We start from the raw sequence: 18,800 nt of genomic DNA on the forward strand, positions 1-18,800 counted from the left end.
AAGTGAAGGGAAAGCCCCCGTGACGCGTCAGGCGAAGTTTCTGGACGGTTCGCTGATGCGGCATGTCGTCGTGATGTCGCTGACCTCGTCGGTCGGGCTGATGGCGATCTTCATCGTCGACCTGATCAACATCGTCTACATCAGTTGGCTTGGCGATCCCGAGGCAACGGCGGCGGTGGGCTATGCCGGGGCTGTGCTGTTCTTCACCACGGCCTTTTCGATCGGCGCGTCGATCGCGGTCTCGGCGCTGGTCGCGCGGGCGCTTGGCGCGCGGGATCCGGACCGCGCCCGCGAGCTTGCGACCAGCGGCATGATCTGGGCGGCGGCCATGGGCACGGCGTTCCTCGCGCTTGTCTGGGCCTTCACGCCGCAGATCACGGCGCTTCTGGGCGCAACCGGCGGCACGCTGGAAAAGACGGTGCATTTCCTGCGCATCTCGCTTCTGGGGCAGCCGTTCCTCATGGCCGGGATCGTCGGCACGGCGATCCTGCGCGCGCATGGCGATGCGCGGCGGTCGATGATGACGACCGTCTGGGGGGCCGTGGTGCTGGCCGCGCTGGACCCGGTGCTGATCTTCGGCTTCGGCTGGGGGCTGACGGGGGCGGCCTGGGCCGGGGTGCTGTCGCGGCTGGCGATCCTTCTGGCGGCGATCTGGCCCATCCTGCGCCATCACGGCGGCTTTGCCCCGGTGCACCGGGCCGGGCTTCTGGGTGATCTGGCCCCGCTTGCCGGGATCGCGGCGCCCGCCATCCTGACCCAGCTTGCAACGCCGGTGGGCCAGGCCATCGTGACCCGGCTGGTTGCGGGATATGGCGAGGCGGCGGTGGCCGGCATGGCGATCGCGGGCCGCCTGACGCCGGTCGCCTTCGGCGTCATTTTCGCGTTGTCGGGTGCCCTGGGGCCGATCATCGGGCAGAACTATGGTGCGGGCCGGATGGACCGGGTGCGGCGCGCCTTCATCGACGGGCTGATTTTCACGGGCGTGGTGATCGTGACGATCTCGGCCCTACTGTTCACTTTCCGGGGGCCGATCGCCGACGTCTTTGCGGCAAGGGGCGTGACGCGGGACCTGATCTATCTGTTCTGCGGGCCGCTCAGCCTGCTGTTCCTGTTCAACGGCTGGATCTTCGTTGCGAACGCGGCCTGCAACAACCTGCGCGCGCCCTTTCTGTCGACCGCCGTGAACTGGGGGCGTCACACGATCGGCACGCTGCCGCCGGCGCTGCTTTTGGCCGAAGGCATGGGGATGGGACCCTTCGGCGTGTTGATCGGGCAGTCGCTGGGGGGGGTGCTGTTCGGTCTGTTCGCGGTCTGGCTGGCCTTGCGCGTCATCGCCCGTGTCGAGCCGCCGCCAGAAGCGCATCCACGCAGCCCGTCTCGAACCGGGTAAGCCGCCGGGCCCGCGGATAAAGCGGCGCGGCGCGGTCATCGAGGATGGGGGCCTCCCAGCCGTCGGTCGTGGCAAAGAAGCGTTCGGCGCCCGCCTCGCCGTATTCGCCAAGGAAGCCCTGTACCACGGCGTCGAGATAGCTCAGCAGGATCGGATGCGCCGGGGAGGGCGCCGCCGCCTCGGATCCGGGGACGGCATAGACCTGCGCGGGAAGGGCGGCGTCGCCCGTCCGGGCCGTGACGTGATGGCGGCGGTAGGCGTATTCGCGGGCGTCGAGCGCGGCCCAGTCGCCGCCGGGCACCTCGGCCACCAGCCCCTCGATCCGGGTGGCAGGGTCAGGCCGCACCGAAAGGAAAGCCAGATCGCGGGCGGGCGTGTGTACCCAGACCCGGCGCCAGCCCGAAAGCTCGGCAGGGCGCGCGCCGGGATAGGCATGCGTCGCCCGGTTCACCAGAGATCCGTATCCGAAGAAATGTCCTGCCATGTTTGTCGCTTTCCGTCGGTATGCCGTCGTATCCGATTTCCCTTGCCAGCACCACGGGGGGCGGGCTAAGCAAAGGCATCAGGATCGGGAGAATCCGGCGCAGCCGCAAGGGGGGCCGGTGCCGAAGGAGCAACCGCCCCGGTAAACTCTCAGGCGCAAGGGACCGTCCTGACGAAGAACTCTGGAGAGAGGCGCCGAGGCGCCCGCCGAAGGGATAACGATCTCAGGCGCCCGTAGGCAGCGGGCAGGGACAGAGGGGGCATCGTGGGGCAGGGGGTTCCCTGTCCGGGCGGTGCCGGGATGCCTTAGACCGGCGGATGACTGGAGGTGCGGCATGTCCGACCTGAAGACGCTGGTTCTGAATGACCTGCATGTGGGCCTCGCGGGCAAGATGGTGCCCTTCGCGGGCTGGTCGATGCCCGTGCAATACCCGATGGGGGTGATGAAGGAACATCTTCACACCCGCGCGGCGGCGGGGTTGTTCGATGTCAGCCACATGGGGCAGGTGATCCTGCGCCCGAAGGCCGGAATGGCGGCGCTGGTCGCCGGGTTCGAGGCGATGATGCCCGTCGATGTGGCGGGACTTGCCGAGGGGCGGCAGCGCTATGGGCTGTTCACCAACGACACCGGCGGGATCCTTGACGACCTGATGTTCGCCAACCGGGGCGATCACCTGTTCGTCGTCGTGAATGCCGCTTGCCGCGAGGCCGACATCGCCCATATGCGCGTCCGTCTGGCCGATGTGGCCGAGGTGGAAGAAATCACCGACCGCGCGCTGCTTGCGCTGCAGGGGCCACAGGCCGAAACCGCGCTGGCGCGCCTCGTGCCGCAGGTGGCGGCGATGCGCTTCATGGATGTGGGCGTCTTCGGCGATACATGGGTGTCGCGGTCGGGCTACACGGGCGAGGACGGGTTCGAAATCTCGATCCCTGCCTCCGGGGCCGAGGCTTTTGCCCGCGCCCTTCTGGAGATGACAGAGGTCGCCCCGATCGGCCTTGGCGCGCGTGACAGCCTGCGGCTGGAGGCCGGGCTTTGCCTTTACGGCCATGACATCGACGAAACCACAAGCCCGGTCGAGGCCGGCCTGACCTGGGCAATCCAGAAGGCCCGCCGGGCTGGCGGCGCACGCGAAGGCGGCTTTCCCGGCGCAGACCGCATCCTGCGCGAGCTTGCCGAAGGGCCCGAACGCCAGCGCGTGGGCCTGCGCCCCGAAGGCCGGGCCCCGATGCGCGAGGGCACGGAACTCTTCGCCGAAGACGGCACGCCCGTGGGCCGCGTCACCTCGGGCGGGTTCGGCCCCTCGCAGGAGGCGCCGATCGCGATGGGTTACGTCGCCACGGCCCATGCGGCCATCGGCACGCGGCTTCTGGGTGATGTGCGCGGCAAGCGCCTTCCCGTGACCGTGGCCGCCATGCCTTTCCACCCCACCACCTACAAACGCTGACTGCGAGGATCACCATGAAATTCACCGAGGAACACGAATGGCTGCGCGTCGAGGGCGATCTGGTCGTCGTCGGCATCACCGAACATGCGGCAACGCAGTTGGGCGATGTGGTGTTCGTTGAACTGCCCGAGACGGAAACCATGGTCGCCAGGGGGGACGAGGTTTGCGTGATCGAAAGCGTCAAGGCCGCGTCCGACATCCTTGCCCCGGTCGATGGCGAGATCGTCGCGGTCAACGAAAAGCTGGCCGACAACCCCGGCATGGTCAACGAAGACCCGATGGGGGCTGCCTGGTTCTTCAAGATGAAGCTCGACGATCTCTCGGTCCTCGACGACTTCATGGACGAGGACGAATACAACGACCTGATCGGGTAAGGCCCGATTTTTCTGCGAAAAATCGAAAGCACCGGGTTTTCGCAGAAAACCCGGATGCGGCGAAACGCAATGAGGCTGCCATGACCTTCACGCCCACCGACTACAATCCCTATGATTTTGCCAACCGCCGCCACATCGGCCCCTCGCCCGCCGAGATGGCCGACATGCTTTCGGCCGTGGGCTGCCAGAGCCTTGACCAGTTGATCGACGAGACGATCCCCGCCTCTATCCGGCAGAAGCGGCCGCTGGCCTGGGCGCCCCTGTCGGAACATGACCTGCTGGCCCGGATGCGCGAGGTCGCGGCCAAGAACCGGGTGATGACCAGCCTGATCGGGCAGGGATATTACGGCACGGTGACGCCCCCGGCGATCCAGCGCAACATCCTGGAAAACCCCGCGTGGTACACCGCCTACACCCCCTATCAGCCGGAAATCGCGCAAGGCCGGCTTGAGGCGCTGCTCAACTACCAGACGATGGTGGCGGACCTGACGGGCCTTCCCGTGGCGAATGCGAGCCTTCTGGACGAGGCGACGGCGGCGGCCGAGGCGATGACGATGGCCGAACGGGTGGCGAAATCGAAGGCGCGGGCCTTCTTCATCGACCGCTTCTGCCATCCGCAGACGATCGAGGTGATCCGCACCCGCGCGCTGCCGCTCGGGATCGAGATCATCGAGGACATGGCCGAAAACCTGGACCCGTCGAAGGTCTTCGGCGCGATCTTCCAGTATCCGGGCAGCTATGGCCATGTGCGCGACCTGACCGACGAGATCGCGGCGCTGCACAAGGCGGGGGCGGTTGCGGTTGTGGCCACGGACCTGCTGGCGCTCTGCCTTCTGAAGGAACCGGGCGCGATGGGCGCCGACATCGCCGTGGGATCGGCGCAACGGTTCGGGGTGCCGATGGGCTATGGCGGCCCGCATGCCGCCTTCATGTCCTGCCGGGACGATTTCAAGCGGTCGATGCCGGGGCGGATCGTTGGCGTGTCGATCGACGCGCGCGGGAACCGCGCCTATCGGCTTTCGCTTCAGACCCGCGAACAGCACATCCGGCGCGAGAAGGCCACGTCGAACGTCTGCACGGCGCAGGCGCTGCTGGCGGTCATGGCCTCGATGTATGCCGTCTTCCACGGCCCCGCCGGTCTGCGCGCCATCGCGGAGCGGGTGCATTTCATGACCAACCGTCTTGCCCGTGCGCTGAAGGCGGCGGGGGCGAAGGTTGCACCCAAGGCCTTCTTCGACACGATCACCGTGGAAGTGGGCGTGGGGCAGGCGGGCATTCTGGCGGCTGCCCGTCAGGAGGGGCTCAACTTTCGCAAGATCGGGTCGAACCGCGTGGGCATCAGCCTGGACGAAACGACCGACGAACGGGTGCTGGTGCGCATCCTGCGCGCCTTCGGGATCGAGGCGGCGCCGCCCCATCGTGCGACTCTGGGCTTCCCCGAGGACATGCTGCGCCGATCGGATTACCTGACCCATCCGGTCTTTCACATGAACCGCGCGGAATCCGAGATGATGCGCTACATGCGCCGCCTGTCGGACCGCGACCTGGCGCTGGACCGGGCGATGATCCCGCTTGGGTCCTGCACGATGAAGCTGAACGCCGCGGCCGAGATGATGCCGATCACCTGGCCCGAATTCGGCAGCCTGCATCCGTTCGCGCCCGCAGACCAGGCGCAGGGCTATGCCGAGGCGATTGCCGACCTGTCGGAGAAGCTGTGCGAGATCACCGGCTATGACGCCTTCTCGATGCAGCCGAATTCCGGCGCGCAGGGGGAATATGCGGGGCTTCTGACGATCCAGGCCTATCACCGGGCGCGCGGCGAGGGGCATCGCAACATCTGCCTGATCCCGATGTCGGCGCATGGCACCAACCCGGCCAGCGCGCAGATGGCGGGGATGAAGGTCGTCGTCGTGAAATCCTCGGCCAATGGCGATGTGGATGTCGAGGATTTCCGCGCCAGGGCCGCCGAGGCCGGGGGCAATCTGGCCGCCTGCATGATCACCTACCCCTCGACGCATGGCGTGTTCGAGGAAACCGTGCGCGAAATCTGCCAGATCACCCATGACCATGGCGGCCAGGTCTATATCGACGGGGCCAACATGAACGCGATGGTGGGCCTCGTGAAACCGGGCGAGATCGGTGGCGACGTCAGCCACCTGAACCTGCACAAGACCTTTGCCATCCCGCATGGCGGCGGTGGCCCCGGCATGGGGCCGATCGGCGTGCGCGCCCATCTGGCGCCCTATCTGCCGGGTCATCCCGAAACCGGCGGCAGCGAAGGCCCGGTTTCCGCCGCGCCCTACGGCAGTGCGTCGATCCTGCTGATTTCCTGGGCCTATTGCCTGATGATGGGCGGGCCGGGGCTGACGCAGGCGACACGGGTCGCGATCCTGAACGCCAATTACATCGCGGCGCGGCTGCGCGGGTCCTATGAGGTGCTGTTCATGGGCAACCGGGGCCGGGTGGCGCATGAGTGCATCCTGGACACGCGCCCCTTCGCCGAGGCCGGTGTGACCGTGGACGACATCGCCAAGCGCCTGATCGACAACGGGTTCCATGCGCCCACGATGAGCTGGCCGGTCGCGGGCACGCTGATGGTGGAGCCCACGGAAAGCGAGACCAAGGCCGAAATCGACCGGTTCATCGCGGCCCTTCAGGCGATCCGGGACGAGATCAAGGCGGTGGAAGCGGGCGAGATCGCGGCCGAGGACAGCCCGCTGCGTCACGCCCCGCACACGGTCGAGGATCTGGTCGCGGACTGGACGCGCAAGTATCCACGCGAACAGGGCTGCTTCCCGCCGGGGTCGTTCCGGGTGGACAAGTACTGGCCTCCGGTGGGACGGGTCGACAACGTCTGGGGCGACCGGAACCTCGTCTGCATCTGCCCGCCGGTGGAAAGCTATGCCGAGGCCGCGGAATGATCGACAGGCCGGGGGGCCTTGCCCCCCGGACCCCCCAGGATATTTCCGCCAGGGTGAAATGACAGGCGGAACCAACCGGCAAGGTGGATCATGACCACGTCGCGCCCCGCTTTCCGGGCGGGGCTTTTCGCTGCCCTGCCGATCGTCCTGGGCTATGCCCCGATCGCCTTTTCCTTCGGTGTGGCCGCCACCCGCGCCGGTCTGACCGGGGCCGAGGCGGTCATGCTTTCGGTCGTGATCTATGCCGGGGCATCGCAGTTCCTGGCGCTGGCGCTTGTCACGTCAGGCGCGCCTGCGCTGGTCGCGGCCTTTACCCTGATCGCGATGAACGTCCGGCATGTGCTTTACGGCCCCGCCCTGATGCGGCAGGCCGGTTCCGGGGCCAGCCGGCGCCATGCATGGGCCTGGGCCTGGGGCCTGACCGACGAGGTCTTTGGCCAGGCACTGGGGGCGCTGGCGCGGGGGCAGCGGTTTTCCGAAAGCTACATGTTCGGCCTCGGACTGGCCGCATACATGGCCTGGATCGGCGGGACGGCCGCCGGGGCCTGGGCCGGGGGTGGAGCGCTGGACCGCTGGCCCGCGGTCAGCGCGGGGCTTGGCTTCATGCTGACGGCGCTGTTCCTGGCCTTGCTGCTGTCGGTCCTGTCGCGTGCCACGCTGCGTCCGGTGGCTGTCGCGGCGCTGGCCTGCACGGCGGGGAGCCTTGCGCTGTCGCCCGCCTGGGGGATCCTGGCCGGGATGCTGGGCGGGGCGCTTGCGGGGCTGCTGCGGCGATGAGCGGCGGACTGATCCTGATGGCGGTGCTGGCCGGGGCGGCCAACTGGGCCTTCCGCGCATTGCCGACGATCCTGATGCGGCGCGAGGCGCGGCCCGGCGGCCTTGCCGCGCGCTTCCTTGCTGCGACCGGGCCTGCCGCAATGGCGACGCTTTTCGTCGCAGCCCTCTTGCCGGAACTGGCCCCCGCGCCGAAGGCCCCCGTTCCGCTTCTGGCCGGGCTTGCCGCCACGGTCCTCGCCTTTCTGCCGCGCCGGTCGGTGGTGGCGGCGACGCTTTCCGGGGCGCTGGCCTATGGGCTTGCCTTCGCGGTGATGTCGGCGGGCTGAGCCGGTGTGGCCTTCTGACTGCGCAGGGCGCTTGCATGATCGCCCGTTCCGGCGCAACCATGACACAGGACGAGGAGAAGCGACCATGCTGGAAATCAACCCGCAGAAGGTGGTGCACATCATCTTTCAATCCCGCGAAGGCCCGATGGCCACGGCGGAACTGCATGAATTCATCGCCGGGTTGAACGATGACGAGAAGGCCCATCTGACAGCGCTGGCCTGGGTCGGCCGGGGGGCCTTTGAGGCCGAGGATTTCGGCGAGGCCGTCGCCACCGCCTTTGCCGAGGCCTCGACCCCGACCGAAGATTACCTGATGGGGATGCCGCATCTGGCCGAGAATCTGGAAGCCGGGCTCGAGGCGATGGGTGTCGACGTTTCGGGCGAGGAAGAGGATTTCCTCTGACCCTTGCGGGGCGGCAGGGCGATGCACATATGCGGGAAAATGCATGTGAGGTGCGCAGATGAGCGAAGCCGTGAAACTGACCTGTGCGGCCTGCGGGCAGATGAACCGCGTGCCGGTGGCGAAACTGGCCGAAGGGCCGAAATGCGGCGTCTGCGGTGCGGCCCTTGCCGACGGGCGGGTGCATGAACTGGACGCGGCCGCGCATGACAAGGCGCTGCGCGGCGACGATCTGCCGATCCTTGTGGATTACTGGGCGCCCTGGTGCGGTCCCTGCCGGATGATGGCTCCGGAATTCGCCAAGGCCGCGAAGGCGCTGGCGCCGCGGGTCCGACTGGCGAAACTGAACACGCAGGACTTCCCCGACATTGCCGGGCGGGCGCGCATCCAGGGCATTCCCGCGCTTGTGCTTTATCACCGCGGGCGCGAGATCGCCCGTCTGGCCGGAGCCCGGCCGGCGGCCGACATCGTGGCCTTCGTCCAGCAGAAACTGGGCGCGAAGGCCGCTTGACATTTCCCGGCCCATCGGCGAAATCACGCACGGCTCTGGGGTAGTAGCTCAGTTGGGAGAGCGCGTCGTTCGCAATGACGAGGTCAGGGGTTCGATCCCCCTCTACTCCACCAACCACCTTACAATCGGTTGGTTTTTCTGGGGCATCGCTCTGGGAATATGGCAACAATCCATCTGCGTGCCCTCCCAAACAAATGACGCTTGCCCGCAGAACGGTTCGGCCTCGATCCGGTCTGTCCGCCTGTACTGTACGGGCGCGTTTGACTGCCGGAAAATCAGAGGATCGGGTAAGCCATCGGGGCGGGCGGGTTGCGGCGTCGAGGGATGCCACCGACCCGCAGGCGCATTGCAGGGCCTCGATCCCGCGGGCGAAAAAGGGGGGCCTCACGCGCGGGGTGCGGTGCGGTTTCCCGCCGGAGCAGAGCCGCATGGCAGGGCTCAGTCGGCGTCAAAGCAGATCCTGAATTGCGCGCCGATCGCGCCCGGCACATGGACGATCCGCGCGCCATGCGCCGCCAGAAGGGCCACCACGACCGAAAGCCCCATGCCGGTGCCGCCCGCTTCGCGGCGCGTCGTGAAAAACGGCTGGAAGATCCGGTCGGCATTGCCGGGTGAAATGCCCCGGCCGTCATCGCGCACCCAGAGGCAGGGAATGCCCTCTTCCTTCACCGCCTCGATATCGACGGTGCGGGCGCCGTTCTGTTCGGAATTGGCCAGCAGTTGCGACAGGATCAGGCGCAGGCCTTCGTCCGAAAGGGGCAGGAACAGCCGTTCGCCCGACGAGGTCAGCGACAAGTCGGGGTGGGCGGCCTGAAGGTCGCGCATCACCGCCTGCACGGTCGTGTGGCCGCGGAACGTCGGTTCACGTGCGGCGGCCAAGCGACGCAGGGCGGCCAGTTGCGCCTCCATCTGGGTTGCGGCATCGGCGATCCCGTCCACAAGCCGGGGATCGGCCGGCTCGCCCGCGGGCGTGGTCGCCAGGATTTCCGCGGCACCCTTGATCGTGGTCAGCGGCGATTTCAACTCGTGGGTGACATGGTCGGTGAAGGCACGGATCGAGGCCTCGCGGTTCTGCAGCGTGTCGGCCATGTCCAGCACCGCCTGCCCCAGATCGCGCAATTCCTGCGTGCCGTAATGGCGCAGGGGGGCGGCTGCATCCGGCTGACCGGCCCGGACGGCTTTCGCGTGGTCGGCCAGCGCCCTGACGGGCCGCAGTAGAAGCCGCCACAACAGCCAGCCCAGGATGGCAGTCGCCAGAACGACGGCAAGGCCGACCGTCAGCGCCGAGGTGCGGAACCCCATCAGCGGCGACAGCCAGCGTACGGCCAGAAGCCCCGCGAGGGGCAGCACAAGGACCGCCGTCAGCGTTCCGCCCAGAACCAGCAGCAGCGGAGGGCGCCATTTGCGCGCGATCACCGGGCGCATTCGGCCATCCTGAGCCCGATGCCATGCAGGGTTTCCACCGCGCCTTCGCATCCCGCCTCGGTCAGCTTGCGGCGCAGGTTGCGCATGTGGCTGTCCAGCGTCCGGTCAGAGACATGGACATTCCCGCCATAGACCGCCTCGATCAACTGGCCGCGCGTGACGACCATGCCGGGATGGGCCATCAGGCGCGACAGAAGCCCCATCTCGGTCGCCGTCAAGGCGACGGGCGTCGCCCCGCAGGTGCAGACATGGCGCGCCAGATCCAGCCGCAGCGCGCCGTGTTCCAGCACCGTCGCGCCGCGCGGCGCGGCGGGGGCGCTGCGTTTCAGGATCGCCTTGATCCGCGCCAGAAGTTCGCGCGGGCTGAACGGTTTGCTGACATAGTCATCGGCGCCCAATTCCAGCCCGACGATCCGGTCGACCTCGTCATCGCGCGCGGTCAGAAACAGGATCGGCACGTCGGATTGCGCGCGGATGCGTCGGCAGACCTCGAGCCCGTCCAGTTCCGGCAGGCCCACGTCCAGCACGATCAGCGCGGGCGCCTCGCGGCGGGCGTTGCGCAGGGCGGCCTGCCCGTCGGCGGCGGTCACGACCTGATAGCCGCCGCGTTCCAGGGCGATGGTCAGCAGGTCGCGGATGCGCGGATCGTCATCGACGACGAGGATCTTCACGGCCGTTCCTCCCTTGCTCCGGCGTGATCTTGCGCCAAGAGGTAACGCCGGATCAGCGCCTTGCGCAAACCCCAATCGCGCCAGCCGTCGATTTCGGGCACGGGCGGGCGCGCAAGGCCGATGCAGAAAGGCTGCAGGGCACGGCGGTCGTGGGCGGCGATCTCGGCCGCGGCCATCGGCCCAAGGGCGCAGACATAGGCGCGGTCGACGCGCATCCCGGCTTCGGCCCGGCCGATGTTGACCTTGGCGACAATCCCCGGCGCGTTCACGAAGGCGCAGCCATAAAGTACCGCACCCGCCATCACGATGACCCGCAAGAGCAGCCAGCGGTTGCCGTGCCGCCCGGCGATCTGCCAGAGCGTCAGGCAAAGCCCGCCCGCGACAAGCGCCATCCAGATGCCCGCGGCCAGCCGCAGATGGGTCAGCCCGTAGGCCGTGACATAAAGATCAAGCCGCAGCAGGGCCGAGACGACCAGAAGCACGTTCTGCGCCACCCACAGGATCAGCAGAGGCCGCAGCAGGGGCGACCGGTCGGTGAACGGGCGCGAGATCAGGGCGAAGGCGCCTGCCAGAAGCGCGGTGGCAACCAACGGATAGGCCCCGCGGTGGGCATATCCCGCATAGGTCATCCCGTCGGGCAGGTCGGCCCCGCCCCAGAGATAGGTCAGGTCAAGCGCGGTCTGAACCGCGAAAAGAGCATTGAACAGGATCAGCGCATTGCCGATCGACACGGGGTTGAACCCGAAATCACTTGCCCCGATGCCCGCAGCCTCGCCCGCCGCCTCTTCAGGCCGCACAAGCCTCAGGGCCGACGCGAGTTCGGGGTGCAGCGCGGGCAGGCGTCCTGATGACAGTGCCGCCACAAGCGGCCAGATCAGTGCCGAAGCGATCAGCCAGAATCCCGCCCGCCGCAGGATCCGTTCAGGATCGGACGGCGCGGGGACAAGTGCCTCGATCCACTGGCCGAGGATGGGATTGGCGGAGGCGAGCAACAGGACGAACCCCCCGCCCGCGACAAGGGGCATTGCCCAGGCCCCGCCCGCGCGTCGTGCACTCTGCCCGAGGCTGCCTTTTGCCTGGTCCTGCCGGGTCATGGCCGAAACAAGGTCCGAGGCCCCGCGCACCGGGACCGAGGCGGCAAGCCGCAGGATCCCCCGCAGCAGGCTGCCCTTGAGGGGGCTTTCGGTATCGCAGATCGAGGCGCAGGCCGCCAGCGCGCCGATGATCGCGATGGTGATCGACAGCGGCGTCAGGGCGACGGCCACGGGCAAGGCCGCCAGCGTCAGGATGGCCCATGCAAGGATCAGGCGGCGGCCCCTGACGGGCACCGCGATGGTTGCCGCGATGCCGAATGCGATCAGGAAGATCGCCACCGACAGGCCGGGCGGATGGTCGAAGAACAGAAGATCGGCCAGTGCCACCAGTGCAGCCAGCATGACGCCGGCAGGGGGTGGTGTGCGCCGTGCCGCGCTTTCATCCCCCGTTCCGATGCCCGCCGCGCCGCTTGTGCCGGAAGACCCGGTGCCAAGGTCGGCATCCATCCACCAGGCGTCCTGAAGGATGGAGGTGGGAAGCCCCCCGATGGTCAGAACCCGCATGTCACGTCCCCTCGTCTTTATTGTCCTCCCCCGCTCATCGCTGTCGGGCTTGCAGGGGGAATGTGCGAAATGTGCAGTTTCGGTGCAGACCTGTCCGGGGTTGCCTGCGGCAATTTGGTGCATCGGCGATGCAGGTTTCGTGGCCCCGGTTTGACCCGGATCAAGGACCGGGCGACCGTCCGGGCGCATCCAGAGGCCAGGGAACGCGCCCTGACCCTTTGGAGGGAATAGATGACCCGCTTGATGATGATCCTTTTTTCCATGATCTCGACCACCCTGATGGGCGTGGGGATCGTGATCGCGCTGACGATCGGTCAGGACACGTTGCAACCCATCCTGATCGCGGCGGCGGTCGGCTTTGTGCTGGCCTTTCCGGTCAGCTGGTTCGTGGCACGGCAGATCGCCGGCGAAAGCTGATCGGGACGGCGACGGAAACCGCCCGCCCCGGCGTTTCAGGAAGACCTGTCGCTGAAAGGAGACCAGACATGGCACGACCCGCCCCGAAAGGCTATTCGCGCATCCAGATCAGGCTTCACTGGGTTGTGGCGGTTCTGATCGCGCTGCAGTTCATCCTGCACGAGCCGATCGCCGAGGCGTGGGACGCCTTCAAGGAAGGTGTCCAGACCGCGTTCAATCCGGTCGTGGCATTGCATGTCTTCGGCGGTCTGGCGGTTCTGGCCTTCGCGCTGTGGCGGCTGGCCCTGCGCAAGACCCGTGGGGCGCCGCCCGCGCCCGAGGCTGAACCCGCCCCCCTGCGGCTGGCCGCGCATCTGGGCCACCTGGCGCTTTATGCGCTGATGATCCTGATGCCACTGTCCGGGGCGGTGGCCTGGTTCGGTGGGATCGAGGGCGCGGCCGAGGCGCATGAGGTGATGAAGCCGCTCATGCTGATTCTCGTGGGCGTGCATGTCGTGGCGGCGCTTTGGCATCAGTTCTGGCTGAAGGACGGGCTGATGCTGCGGATGAAACGCCCGCTGGAGTGATCCGCCCGTTCAGGCGTTCAGGAAGGCACGCATCGTTTCCTCGAACTCGCGGGGCTTTTCGGCATGCAGCCAGTGCCCCGCGCCGGGGATGCGCGCGAAACGCGCCTTGGGGAACAGGGCCATGATGGCGGGCCGGTGTTCGGGCAGGACGTAATGGGATGTGGCTCCGGTCAGGAACAGGGCCGGGCGCGGGAATTCCCCGGTGGTGCCAGGCCAGCCCACGATCTTCGGCATCTCGGCCTCGAGCGTGTCGAGGTTCAGCTTCCAGCGTGGCCCGCCCTCGGCCTTCAGGTCCAGCGACTGAAGGAAGAAGGCGCGCAGCGAATCGTCGGGCACGGCTGCCGCCAGCAGCCGGTCGGCCTCGCCCCGGCTGGTTACCTCGTCCAGCGGCAGTGTCCGCATCGCATCGATGTGGCGGGACTGGTCGTGGCCATAGGCCACCGGCGCGATATCGGCCACCACCAGACGGCGGATCAGGTCGGGCCGGGTCAGCGCCAGCTGCATCGCGGCCTTGCCGCCCATTGAATGGCCCATCAGGTCGGCCTGACCGCCCAGGGTTTGGATGACCTCGGCAAGATCGGCGGCCATGCCGGGATAGTCATGCGTCGACCGGCGCGGGCTGTCGCCATGATTGCGCATGTCGACCGCGATCACCTCGCGGTCCTCGGCCATGCGACGCGCGATCACACCCCAGTTCCGGCCCGAACCGAAAAGGCCGTGGGCAATGACCAGCGGAGGAAAGGCGGGCGGGATACGTGCGGGATGAGGGATCGTGTTCAGCATGGAACAGAAAGCTATCCTTCGAGGCGGCGAAGTGCCAGAGCCATTGAAAAGGCAACGGTTTGGCGCATAGCTGGTGCGAAGATCCGACCGGAGGGGACTGTGAGCGCCGTCACGATACAGCAAATGGCAGACCGCGTTGCCGCGCTGATGGAGGAACGTCTGGGCGCGCGGGGGGACGGCCTGACCGACAAGCTGCGCCGGGCTGGACGCAAGCTGCCCCGCAAGGTGCGGGCTGCGGCGGATTTCCTGGCCGAAGCCGCCCATATGTCGCAGAACCCCAGGATGCTGCTTCAGGTCGATCACGACAAGGTCGCCGAGGCTTATGACATCTGCGTGCGCCACCTGAACCGGATGCCGAACACGCGACGGCGGACGATGCTGGCGGGCATGGCCTCGTCCATGGCCTTTTCCATCCTTGTCGTGCTGGTCCTCTTGGGTGCGGTGCTGTTCTGGCGCGGCTTCATCTGAGGGCCGCAGGGCCGTGCCGGAAACGAAAAGGCCCGCGCCGGAGCGCGGGCCGATCTGTCGGAAGTGCCGGATCAGAGAACCGGATCAAAGGCCCGGATAGATCGGGAAACGCGCGCAGAGATCGGCCACCTTGGCCTTGACCGCCGCTTCCACCGCGCTGTTGCCCTCTTCGCCATTGGCGGCAAGGCCATCGACCACCTCGACGATCCAGTCGGCGATCTGGCGGAACTCTGCCTCGCCGAAGCCGCGGGTCGTGCCGGCGGGTGTGCCCAGACGGACACCCGAGGTGACGGTGGGCTTTTCCGGATCGAAGGGGATGCCGTTCTTGTTGCAGGTGATATGCGCCCGGCCAAGCGCCTTTTCGGTCGCGTTGCCCTTCACGCCCTTCGGACGCAGGTCGACCAGCATCACATGGGTGTCGGTGCCGCCGGTGACGATATCGAGCCCGCCCTTCATCAGCTGGTCGGCCAGCGCCTGCGCGTTCTTGATGACCTGCGCCTGATAGGTCTTGAAATCGGGCCGCAGCGCCTCGCCGAAGGCCACGGCCTTGGCGGCGATCACATGCATCAGCGGGCCGCCCTGGATTCCGGGGAAGATGGCCGAGTTGATCTTCTTCGCGATATCTTCGTCATTGGTCAGGATCATGCCGCCGCGCGGGCCGCGCAGGGTCTTGTGCGTGGTGGTGGTGGCGACATGGGCATGCGGGAACGGGCTGGGATACAGACCCGCCGCGATCAGGCCCGCGAAATGGGCCACGTCGGCCAGCAGGTAGGCGCCCACGCTGTCGGCGATCTCGCGCATGCGGGCGAAGTCGATCACCCGCGGGATGGCCGAGCCGCCGGCGATGATCATCTTGGGCTTGTGTTCGGCCGTCAGCGCCGCGATCTGGTCATAGTCGATCTGGCTGTCCTGCTTGCGCACGCCGTACTGGACGGCGTTGAACCACTTGCCCGACTGGTTCGGCTTTGCGCCATGGGTCAGGTGGCCGCCCGCATCAAGGCTCATGCCCAGAATGGTGTCGCCCGGTTGCAGCAGCGCGGTGAACACGCCCTGGTTGGCCTGCGACCCGGAATTCGGCTGCACGTTGGCAAAGCCGCAGCCGAACAGCTTGCAGGCGCGTTCGATGGCCATGTTTTCCGCGACGTCGACGAACTGGCAGCCGCCGTAATAGCGCTTGCCCGGATAGCCTTCGGCGTATTTGTTGGTCATCACCGAACCCTGCGCTTCCATCACGGCGCGGGAGACGATGTTCTCGGACGCGATCAGTTCGATCTCGTCGCGCTGGCGCCCAAGCTCGCTGGTGATCGCACCAAAGAGTTCGGGGTCACGGCTGGACAGCGGTTCGGTGAAAAATCCGGCATCGCGGTGGGGGGCGTTCATGGGCGTCTCCTGTTCCGGGCTACGGGCGGTTGGCGGCTATTTAGCGGAAGGCCGGGCGCGCAGAAAGGCACGAAAACGACGCAAGCGGCGTTTTGGGCGAAAAGAAATCCGCCAATGGGAAACATTCTTTCATTGTATGCCACGGCATCCCGCCGGAAGGCTTGAATTCGGCCTTTCGCCCGGCCAGTCTGGCCTGGCAGAGGGAGGGAAGGATGGCCGCGAAGGAAAGACTGATCGGGTTCGCGGCCAGCACCGCGCCCGAGGCGCAGGCGGCCCTTGCCGCCCTGACCGCATTGCATGGCCAATGCCCCCCGCATGCCGCTGATGTGATCGTCGCCCTTGGCGGGGACGGGTTCATGCTGCAGACCCTGCACGAGACACAGAGCCTTGATACCCCCGTCTACGGCATGAACTGCGGCACCATCGGTTTTCTGATGAACGCCTACCGGATCGAGGGGCTTCGCGAACGGCTGGATGCGGCCAAGGAGGAGGTGATCAACCCGCTGGCGATGAAGGCGGGGACGATGTCGGGCGAAATCGTCCACGCCCTTGCGATCAACGAGGTCTCGCTGCTGCGGCAGGGGCCGCAGGCCGCCAAGCTCAGGATTTCCATCGACGGGCGGGAACGCATGGCCGAACTGGTCTGCGACGGTGCGCTGGTTTCCACCCCGGCCGGGTCGACGGCCTACAACTATTCCGCGCACGGGCCGATCCTGCCGATCGGATCGGACGTGCTGGCCCTGACGGCAATCGCGGCCTTCCGTCCGCGGCGGTGGCGCGGCGCGGTGATCCCCAAATCGGCCCATGTGCGCTTTGACGTGCTCGATCCGGGCAAGCGCCCGGTCATGGCCGATGCCGACAGCCGGTCGGTGCGCGACGTGGCCTATGTGGAAATCCGGTCCGAGCCGAAGGTGCGCCACCGCATCCTGTTCGATCCCGGCCACGGGCTGGAAGAACGCCTGCTGAACGAACAGTTCGCCTGAGCCGCGGTCCATCTGCTGCCGTCAGTCTGGGGCGGTCAGTCCGCGCCTGTCAGTCTGGGGCGGTCAGTCTGTAGCGGGGCCGTCGGCCCAGGCTTCCAGCTTGCGGTAAAGCGTCGAGGGCGACAGGTCCAGCGCGCGGGCCGCCCTTGGTACCGATCCGCCGTGACGCGCGATCGCCGCCTCGATCACGCGGCGTTCGATCTCGGCCATCGTCAATCCCGCGAGGCTTTCGAAATCGGGTTCCGCCTGTGTCAGCGGACCCGCCGCGCCGGGCAGGGTGTCGCCCTGCCGGAACAGTTCGACCGGCAGCATGTCAAGCGTGACCGTCCCGCCCTCGTTGCGGATCACGACGTTGCGGATCACGTTCAGGACCTGCCGCACGTTGCCGGGCCAGGGATGCGACCGGAACAGACGGATCACCGCAGGGTCGAGCCCGTCAAAGCGCCGTCCCTCCTCGGCGGAGAAACAGTCCAGCGCGCCCTGGGCGATCTCGATCACATCGTCGCCGCGTTCGCGCAGGGCGGGCATGTGGATCGGTATCACGAACAGCCGGTAATACAGATCATCGCGGAACTGGCCCCGGCGAACGCAATCGAGCGGGTCGCGGTTCGTCGAACAGACGATGCGGACACTCACCTTGCGGGGGTTCGGGGCGCCCAGGGGATGGACCATCGAGCTTTGCACGAAGCGCATGAACCGCGCCTGAAGTGCAAGCGGCATTTCGCAGACCTCGTCCAGAAACAGGGTGCCACCGTCGGCCAGGCTGGCAGCGCCGGCCTTTTCGGAATGGGCCCCCGGAAAGGCCCCTTTCACATGGCCGAAGACCTCGGCTTCCAGCTGGTCCGGTGCGATGGCCCCGCAGTTCAGCGTGACGAATGGCCCCTTCGACCGGGCAGAGCCCTTGTGCACCGCCAGCGCGCAAAGCTCTTTCCCGGTGCCGCTTTCCCCGGTGATGAAAACCGTCGCCATCGACCTTGCGACCGACCGGATCGTCGCGTGAACCCGCGCCATGACGGCGGACGATCCGACCATTCCACCGGTGGCCGGGCGCGCATCGCCGATCGGGGCCGGATCTTCGCCGCGATCCGTTGCGGCCTGGTCCTTCAGCGCGTTGTTGACGGATGAAAGGAACCGCTGTTCGTCGAAGGGCTTCACAAGGAAATCGTGCGCGCCTGCGCGCATCGCCTCTACCGCGCGGTTGATCGACCCGTTCGCGGTGACGACGATCACGGCGGTGCCCGGTGCTTCCGACAGGATATCCTGCATCAGGTCCAGCCCGTCACCGTCGGGCAGCATCAGGTCCAGAAGAACGATCGAAGGGGCGTGGCTTTGCCAGGCCTCGCGCCCTTCGGCCAGAGACGATGCCGTAACCACTTCGTGCCCCGCCTGTGCGAGCACCGACCGATAGATCATCTGCAGCGAAAGCGTGTCCTCGATCACCAGGATCGGGGCGGGCAGGGGGACAGGCGGCCGCATCAAGGCGCCATCCCGGCGCCAAGCGCCGACGCGGTCCGCGCCAGAACCTCGACGCCATCGGCCAGGGCGCGCGCTTCGCCCTCGGGAAAGGGCCGGCCCGCGGCCGCATCGGCATCTGCAAGCAGGCTGCGTGCCCGTTCGGCCAGCCCGGCATCCCCGGCCAGTGCGGCCAGGGCCACCAGCGTGTGGCAGCCCCGGCGCTGATCGGCGCGATGCGCGGATCGCAGTTGCAGGGCCACCCCGGCCAGATCGTCGGCAAGCGTCGCGGCCAGCAGCGCGACACGGTCGGCGCCAACCGCCCGCGCCAGGGCCGCTGACAGGTCGGCCTGCGCTGGCATCAGGGTATTGGCAGTTTCAGGGCCCGGGGGGGCAGGGGGGCTGGAATGGCTCATCCCGCCCTCCGCAG

At 67.4% G+C, this 18,800-nt stretch carries 20 protein-coding genes, 1 tRNA gene and 1 riboswitch; of the genes, 13 read left to right on the plus strand and 8 right to left on the minus strand.

Annotated elements, in window-relative coordinates:
* Nucleotides 1–19 precede the first annotated feature (19 nt).
* Nucleotides 20–1,390 carry an MATE family efflux transporter gene (locus tag E7811_RS16210; protein WP_246020500.1) on the plus strand — a complete coding sequence of 457 codons (1,371 nt, stop codon included), beginning with the start codon at nucleotides 20–22 and terminating at the stop codon, nucleotides 1,388–1,390.
* Here E7811_RS16210 and E7811_RS16215 read toward each other — a convergent pair.
* Nucleotides 1,329–1,874, minus strand: a complete 546-nt coding sequence (locus E7811_RS16215) for a gamma-glutamylcyclotransferase family protein (RefSeq protein WP_136395719.1) — start codon at nucleotides 1,872–1,874, stop codon at nucleotides 1,329–1,331. The two genes, E7811_RS16210 and E7811_RS16215, sit on opposite strands and share 62 nt — an antisense overlap.
* Before the next feature lie 74 nt (nucleotides 1,875–1,948).
* A riboswitch (glycine riboswitch) is annotated at nucleotides 1,949–2,050 on the plus strand.
* A gap of 158 nt (nucleotides 2,051–2,208) precedes the next feature.
* Between E7811_RS16215 and gcvT the strand changes: the two genes are divergently transcribed.
* The 8 genes from gcvT to E7811_RS16255 all read left to right on the plus strand — a co-directional run bounded on the left by gcvT (nucleotide 2,209) and on the right by E7811_RS16255 (nucleotide 8,740).
* Complete coding sequence (gene gcvT / locus E7811_RS16220) at nucleotides 2,209–3,318, plus strand: glycine cleavage system aminomethyltransferase GcvT (RefSeq protein ID WP_136395720.1); 1,110 nt, start codon at nucleotides 2,209–2,211, stop codon at nucleotides 3,316–3,318.
* 14 nt (nucleotides 3,319–3,332) lie between these two features.
* Complete coding sequence (gene gcvH / locus E7811_RS16225; RefSeq protein ID WP_136395721.1) at nucleotides 3,333–3,692, plus strand: glycine cleavage system protein GcvH; 360 nt, start codon at nucleotides 3,333–3,335, stop codon at nucleotides 3,690–3,692.
* Between the two features lie 80 nt (nucleotides 3,693–3,772).
* Nucleotides 3,773–6,613 carry an aminomethyl-transferring glycine dehydrogenase gene (gene gcvP / locus E7811_RS16230; protein WP_136395722.1) on the plus strand — a complete coding sequence of 947 codons (2,841 nt, stop codon included), beginning with the start codon at nucleotides 3,773–3,775 and terminating at the stop codon, nucleotides 6,611–6,613.
* A gap of 90 nt (nucleotides 6,614–6,703) precedes the next feature.
* Entirely contained in the window at nucleotides 6,704–7,390 is a 687-nt protein-coding gene (locus E7811_RS16235; RefSeq protein ID WP_136395723.1) for an AzlC family ABC transporter permease, read from the plus strand.
* Nucleotides 7,387–7,716, plus strand: coding sequence for an AzlD domain-containing protein (locus tag E7811_RS16240; protein ID WP_136395724.1), 330 nt, complete (start codon nucleotides 7,387–7,389; stop codon nucleotides 7,714–7,716). Before E7811_RS16235 ends, E7811_RS16240 begins: the two co-directional genes overlap by 4 nt.
* Before the next feature lie 85 nt (nucleotides 7,717–7,801).
* Nucleotides 7,802–8,119: a DUF3775 domain-containing protein gene (locus tag E7811_RS16245; protein WP_136395725.1), complete on the plus strand. Its 318-nt coding sequence runs from the start codon at nucleotides 7,802–7,804 to the stop codon at nucleotides 8,117–8,119.
* A 58-nt stretch (nucleotides 8,120–8,177) separates the two neighbouring features.
* The gene (locus tag E7811_RS16250) at nucleotides 8,178–8,627 is read left to right on the plus strand and encodes a thioredoxin domain-containing protein (protein ID WP_136395726.1); all 450 of its coding nucleotides are present in this window, start codon (nucleotides 8,178–8,180) and stop codon (nucleotides 8,625–8,627) included.
* Nucleotides 8,628–8,664: 37 nt separating this feature from the next.
* Nucleotides 8,665–8,740, plus strand: a tRNA-Ala gene (locus tag E7811_RS16255).
* A 325-nt stretch (nucleotides 8,741–9,065) separates the two neighbouring features.
* Here E7811_RS16255 and E7811_RS16260 read toward each other — a convergent pair.
* Genes E7811_RS16260 through E7811_RS16270 form a run of 3 tightly spaced genes read right to left on the minus strand, consistent with a single transcriptional unit; the run spans nucleotide 9,066 to nucleotide 12,321 of the window.
* Entirely contained in the window at nucleotides 9,066–10,052 is a 987-nt protein-coding gene (locus tag E7811_RS16260; RefSeq protein ID WP_168733067.1) for a HAMP domain-containing sensor histidine kinase, read from the minus strand.
* Entirely contained in the window at nucleotides 10,040–10,723 is a 684-nt protein-coding gene (locus E7811_RS16265; RefSeq protein ID WP_136395728.1) for a response regulator transcription factor, read from the minus strand. The genes E7811_RS16260 and E7811_RS16265 overlap by 13 nt, the downstream gene beginning before the upstream one ends.
* Nucleotides 10,720–12,321: a DUF4153 domain-containing protein gene (locus tag E7811_RS16270; protein ID WP_168733068.1), complete on the minus strand. Its 1,602-nt coding sequence runs from the start codon at nucleotides 12,319–12,321 to the stop codon at nucleotides 10,720–10,722. Before E7811_RS16270 ends, E7811_RS16265 begins: the two co-directional genes overlap by 4 nt.
* Before the next feature lie 231 nt (nucleotides 12,322–12,552).
* Here E7811_RS16270 and E7811_RS16275 point away from each other — a divergent pair, with 231 nt between their 5' ends.
* The gene (locus tag E7811_RS16275; protein WP_136395730.1) at nucleotides 12,553–12,738 is read left to right on the plus strand and encodes a CTP synthetase; all 186 of its coding nucleotides are present in this window, start codon (nucleotides 12,553–12,555) and stop codon (nucleotides 12,736–12,738) included.
* 68 nt (nucleotides 12,739–12,806) lie between these two features.
* Nucleotides 12,807–13,304: a cytochrome b gene (locus E7811_RS16280; protein ID WP_136395731.1), complete on the plus strand. Its 498-nt coding sequence runs from the start codon at nucleotides 12,807–12,809 to the stop codon at nucleotides 13,302–13,304.
* Between the two features lie 9 nt (nucleotides 13,305–13,313).
* On the opposite strand, the gene E7811_RS16285 is transcribed toward E7811_RS16280, so the two are convergent.
* The gene (locus tag E7811_RS16285) at nucleotides 13,314–14,087 is read right to left on the minus strand and encodes an alpha/beta fold hydrolase (RefSeq protein WP_136395732.1); all 774 of its coding nucleotides are present in this window, start codon (nucleotides 14,085–14,087) and stop codon (nucleotides 13,314–13,316) included.
* 123 nt (nucleotides 14,088–14,210) lie between these two features.
* Between E7811_RS16285 and E7811_RS16290 the strand changes: the two genes are divergently transcribed.
* On the plus strand, nucleotides 14,211–14,555 hold the full coding sequence (locus tag E7811_RS16290; RefSeq protein ID WP_136395733.1) for a hypothetical protein: 345 nt from the start codon (nucleotides 14,211–14,213) through the stop codon (nucleotides 14,553–14,555).
* Nucleotides 14,556–14,639: 84 nt separating this feature from the next.
* Here the strand turns inward: E7811_RS16290 and glyA are convergent, their stop codons facing one another.
* Complete coding sequence (gene glyA, locus E7811_RS16295) at nucleotides 14,640–15,935, minus strand: serine hydroxymethyltransferase (RefSeq protein WP_136395734.1); 1,296 nt, start codon at nucleotides 15,933–15,935, stop codon at nucleotides 14,640–14,642.
* A 212-nt stretch (nucleotides 15,936–16,147) separates the two neighbouring features.
* Between glyA and E7811_RS16300 the strand changes: the two genes are divergently transcribed.
* On the plus strand, nucleotides 16,148–16,918 hold the full coding sequence (locus tag E7811_RS16300) for an NAD kinase (RefSeq protein WP_136395735.1): 771 nt from the start codon (nucleotides 16,148–16,150) through the stop codon (nucleotides 16,916–16,918).
* Nucleotides 16,919–16,981: 63 nt separating this feature from the next.
* On the opposite strand, the gene E7811_RS16305 is transcribed toward E7811_RS16300, so the two are convergent.
* Both E7811_RS16305 and E7811_RS16310 read right to left on the minus strand, forming a co-directional pair.
* Nucleotides 16,982–18,394, minus strand: a complete 1,413-nt coding sequence (locus E7811_RS16305) for a sigma-54-dependent transcriptional regulator (protein WP_136395736.1) — start codon at nucleotides 18,392–18,394, stop codon at nucleotides 16,982–16,984.
* On the minus strand, nucleotides 18,394–18,732 hold the full coding sequence (locus E7811_RS16310) for a hypothetical protein (protein WP_136395737.1): 339 nt from the start codon (nucleotides 18,730–18,732) through the stop codon (nucleotides 18,394–18,396). The genes E7811_RS16305 and E7811_RS16310 overlap by 1 nt, the downstream gene beginning before the upstream one ends.
* Nucleotides 18,733–18,800: the final 68 nt, after the last annotated feature.

Source organism: Aliigemmobacter aestuarii, assembly GCF_004799285.1.
Classification (GTDB): Bacteria; Pseudomonadota; Alphaproteobacteria; order Rhodobacterales; family Rhodobacteraceae; genus Aliigemmobacter; species Aliigemmobacter aestuarii.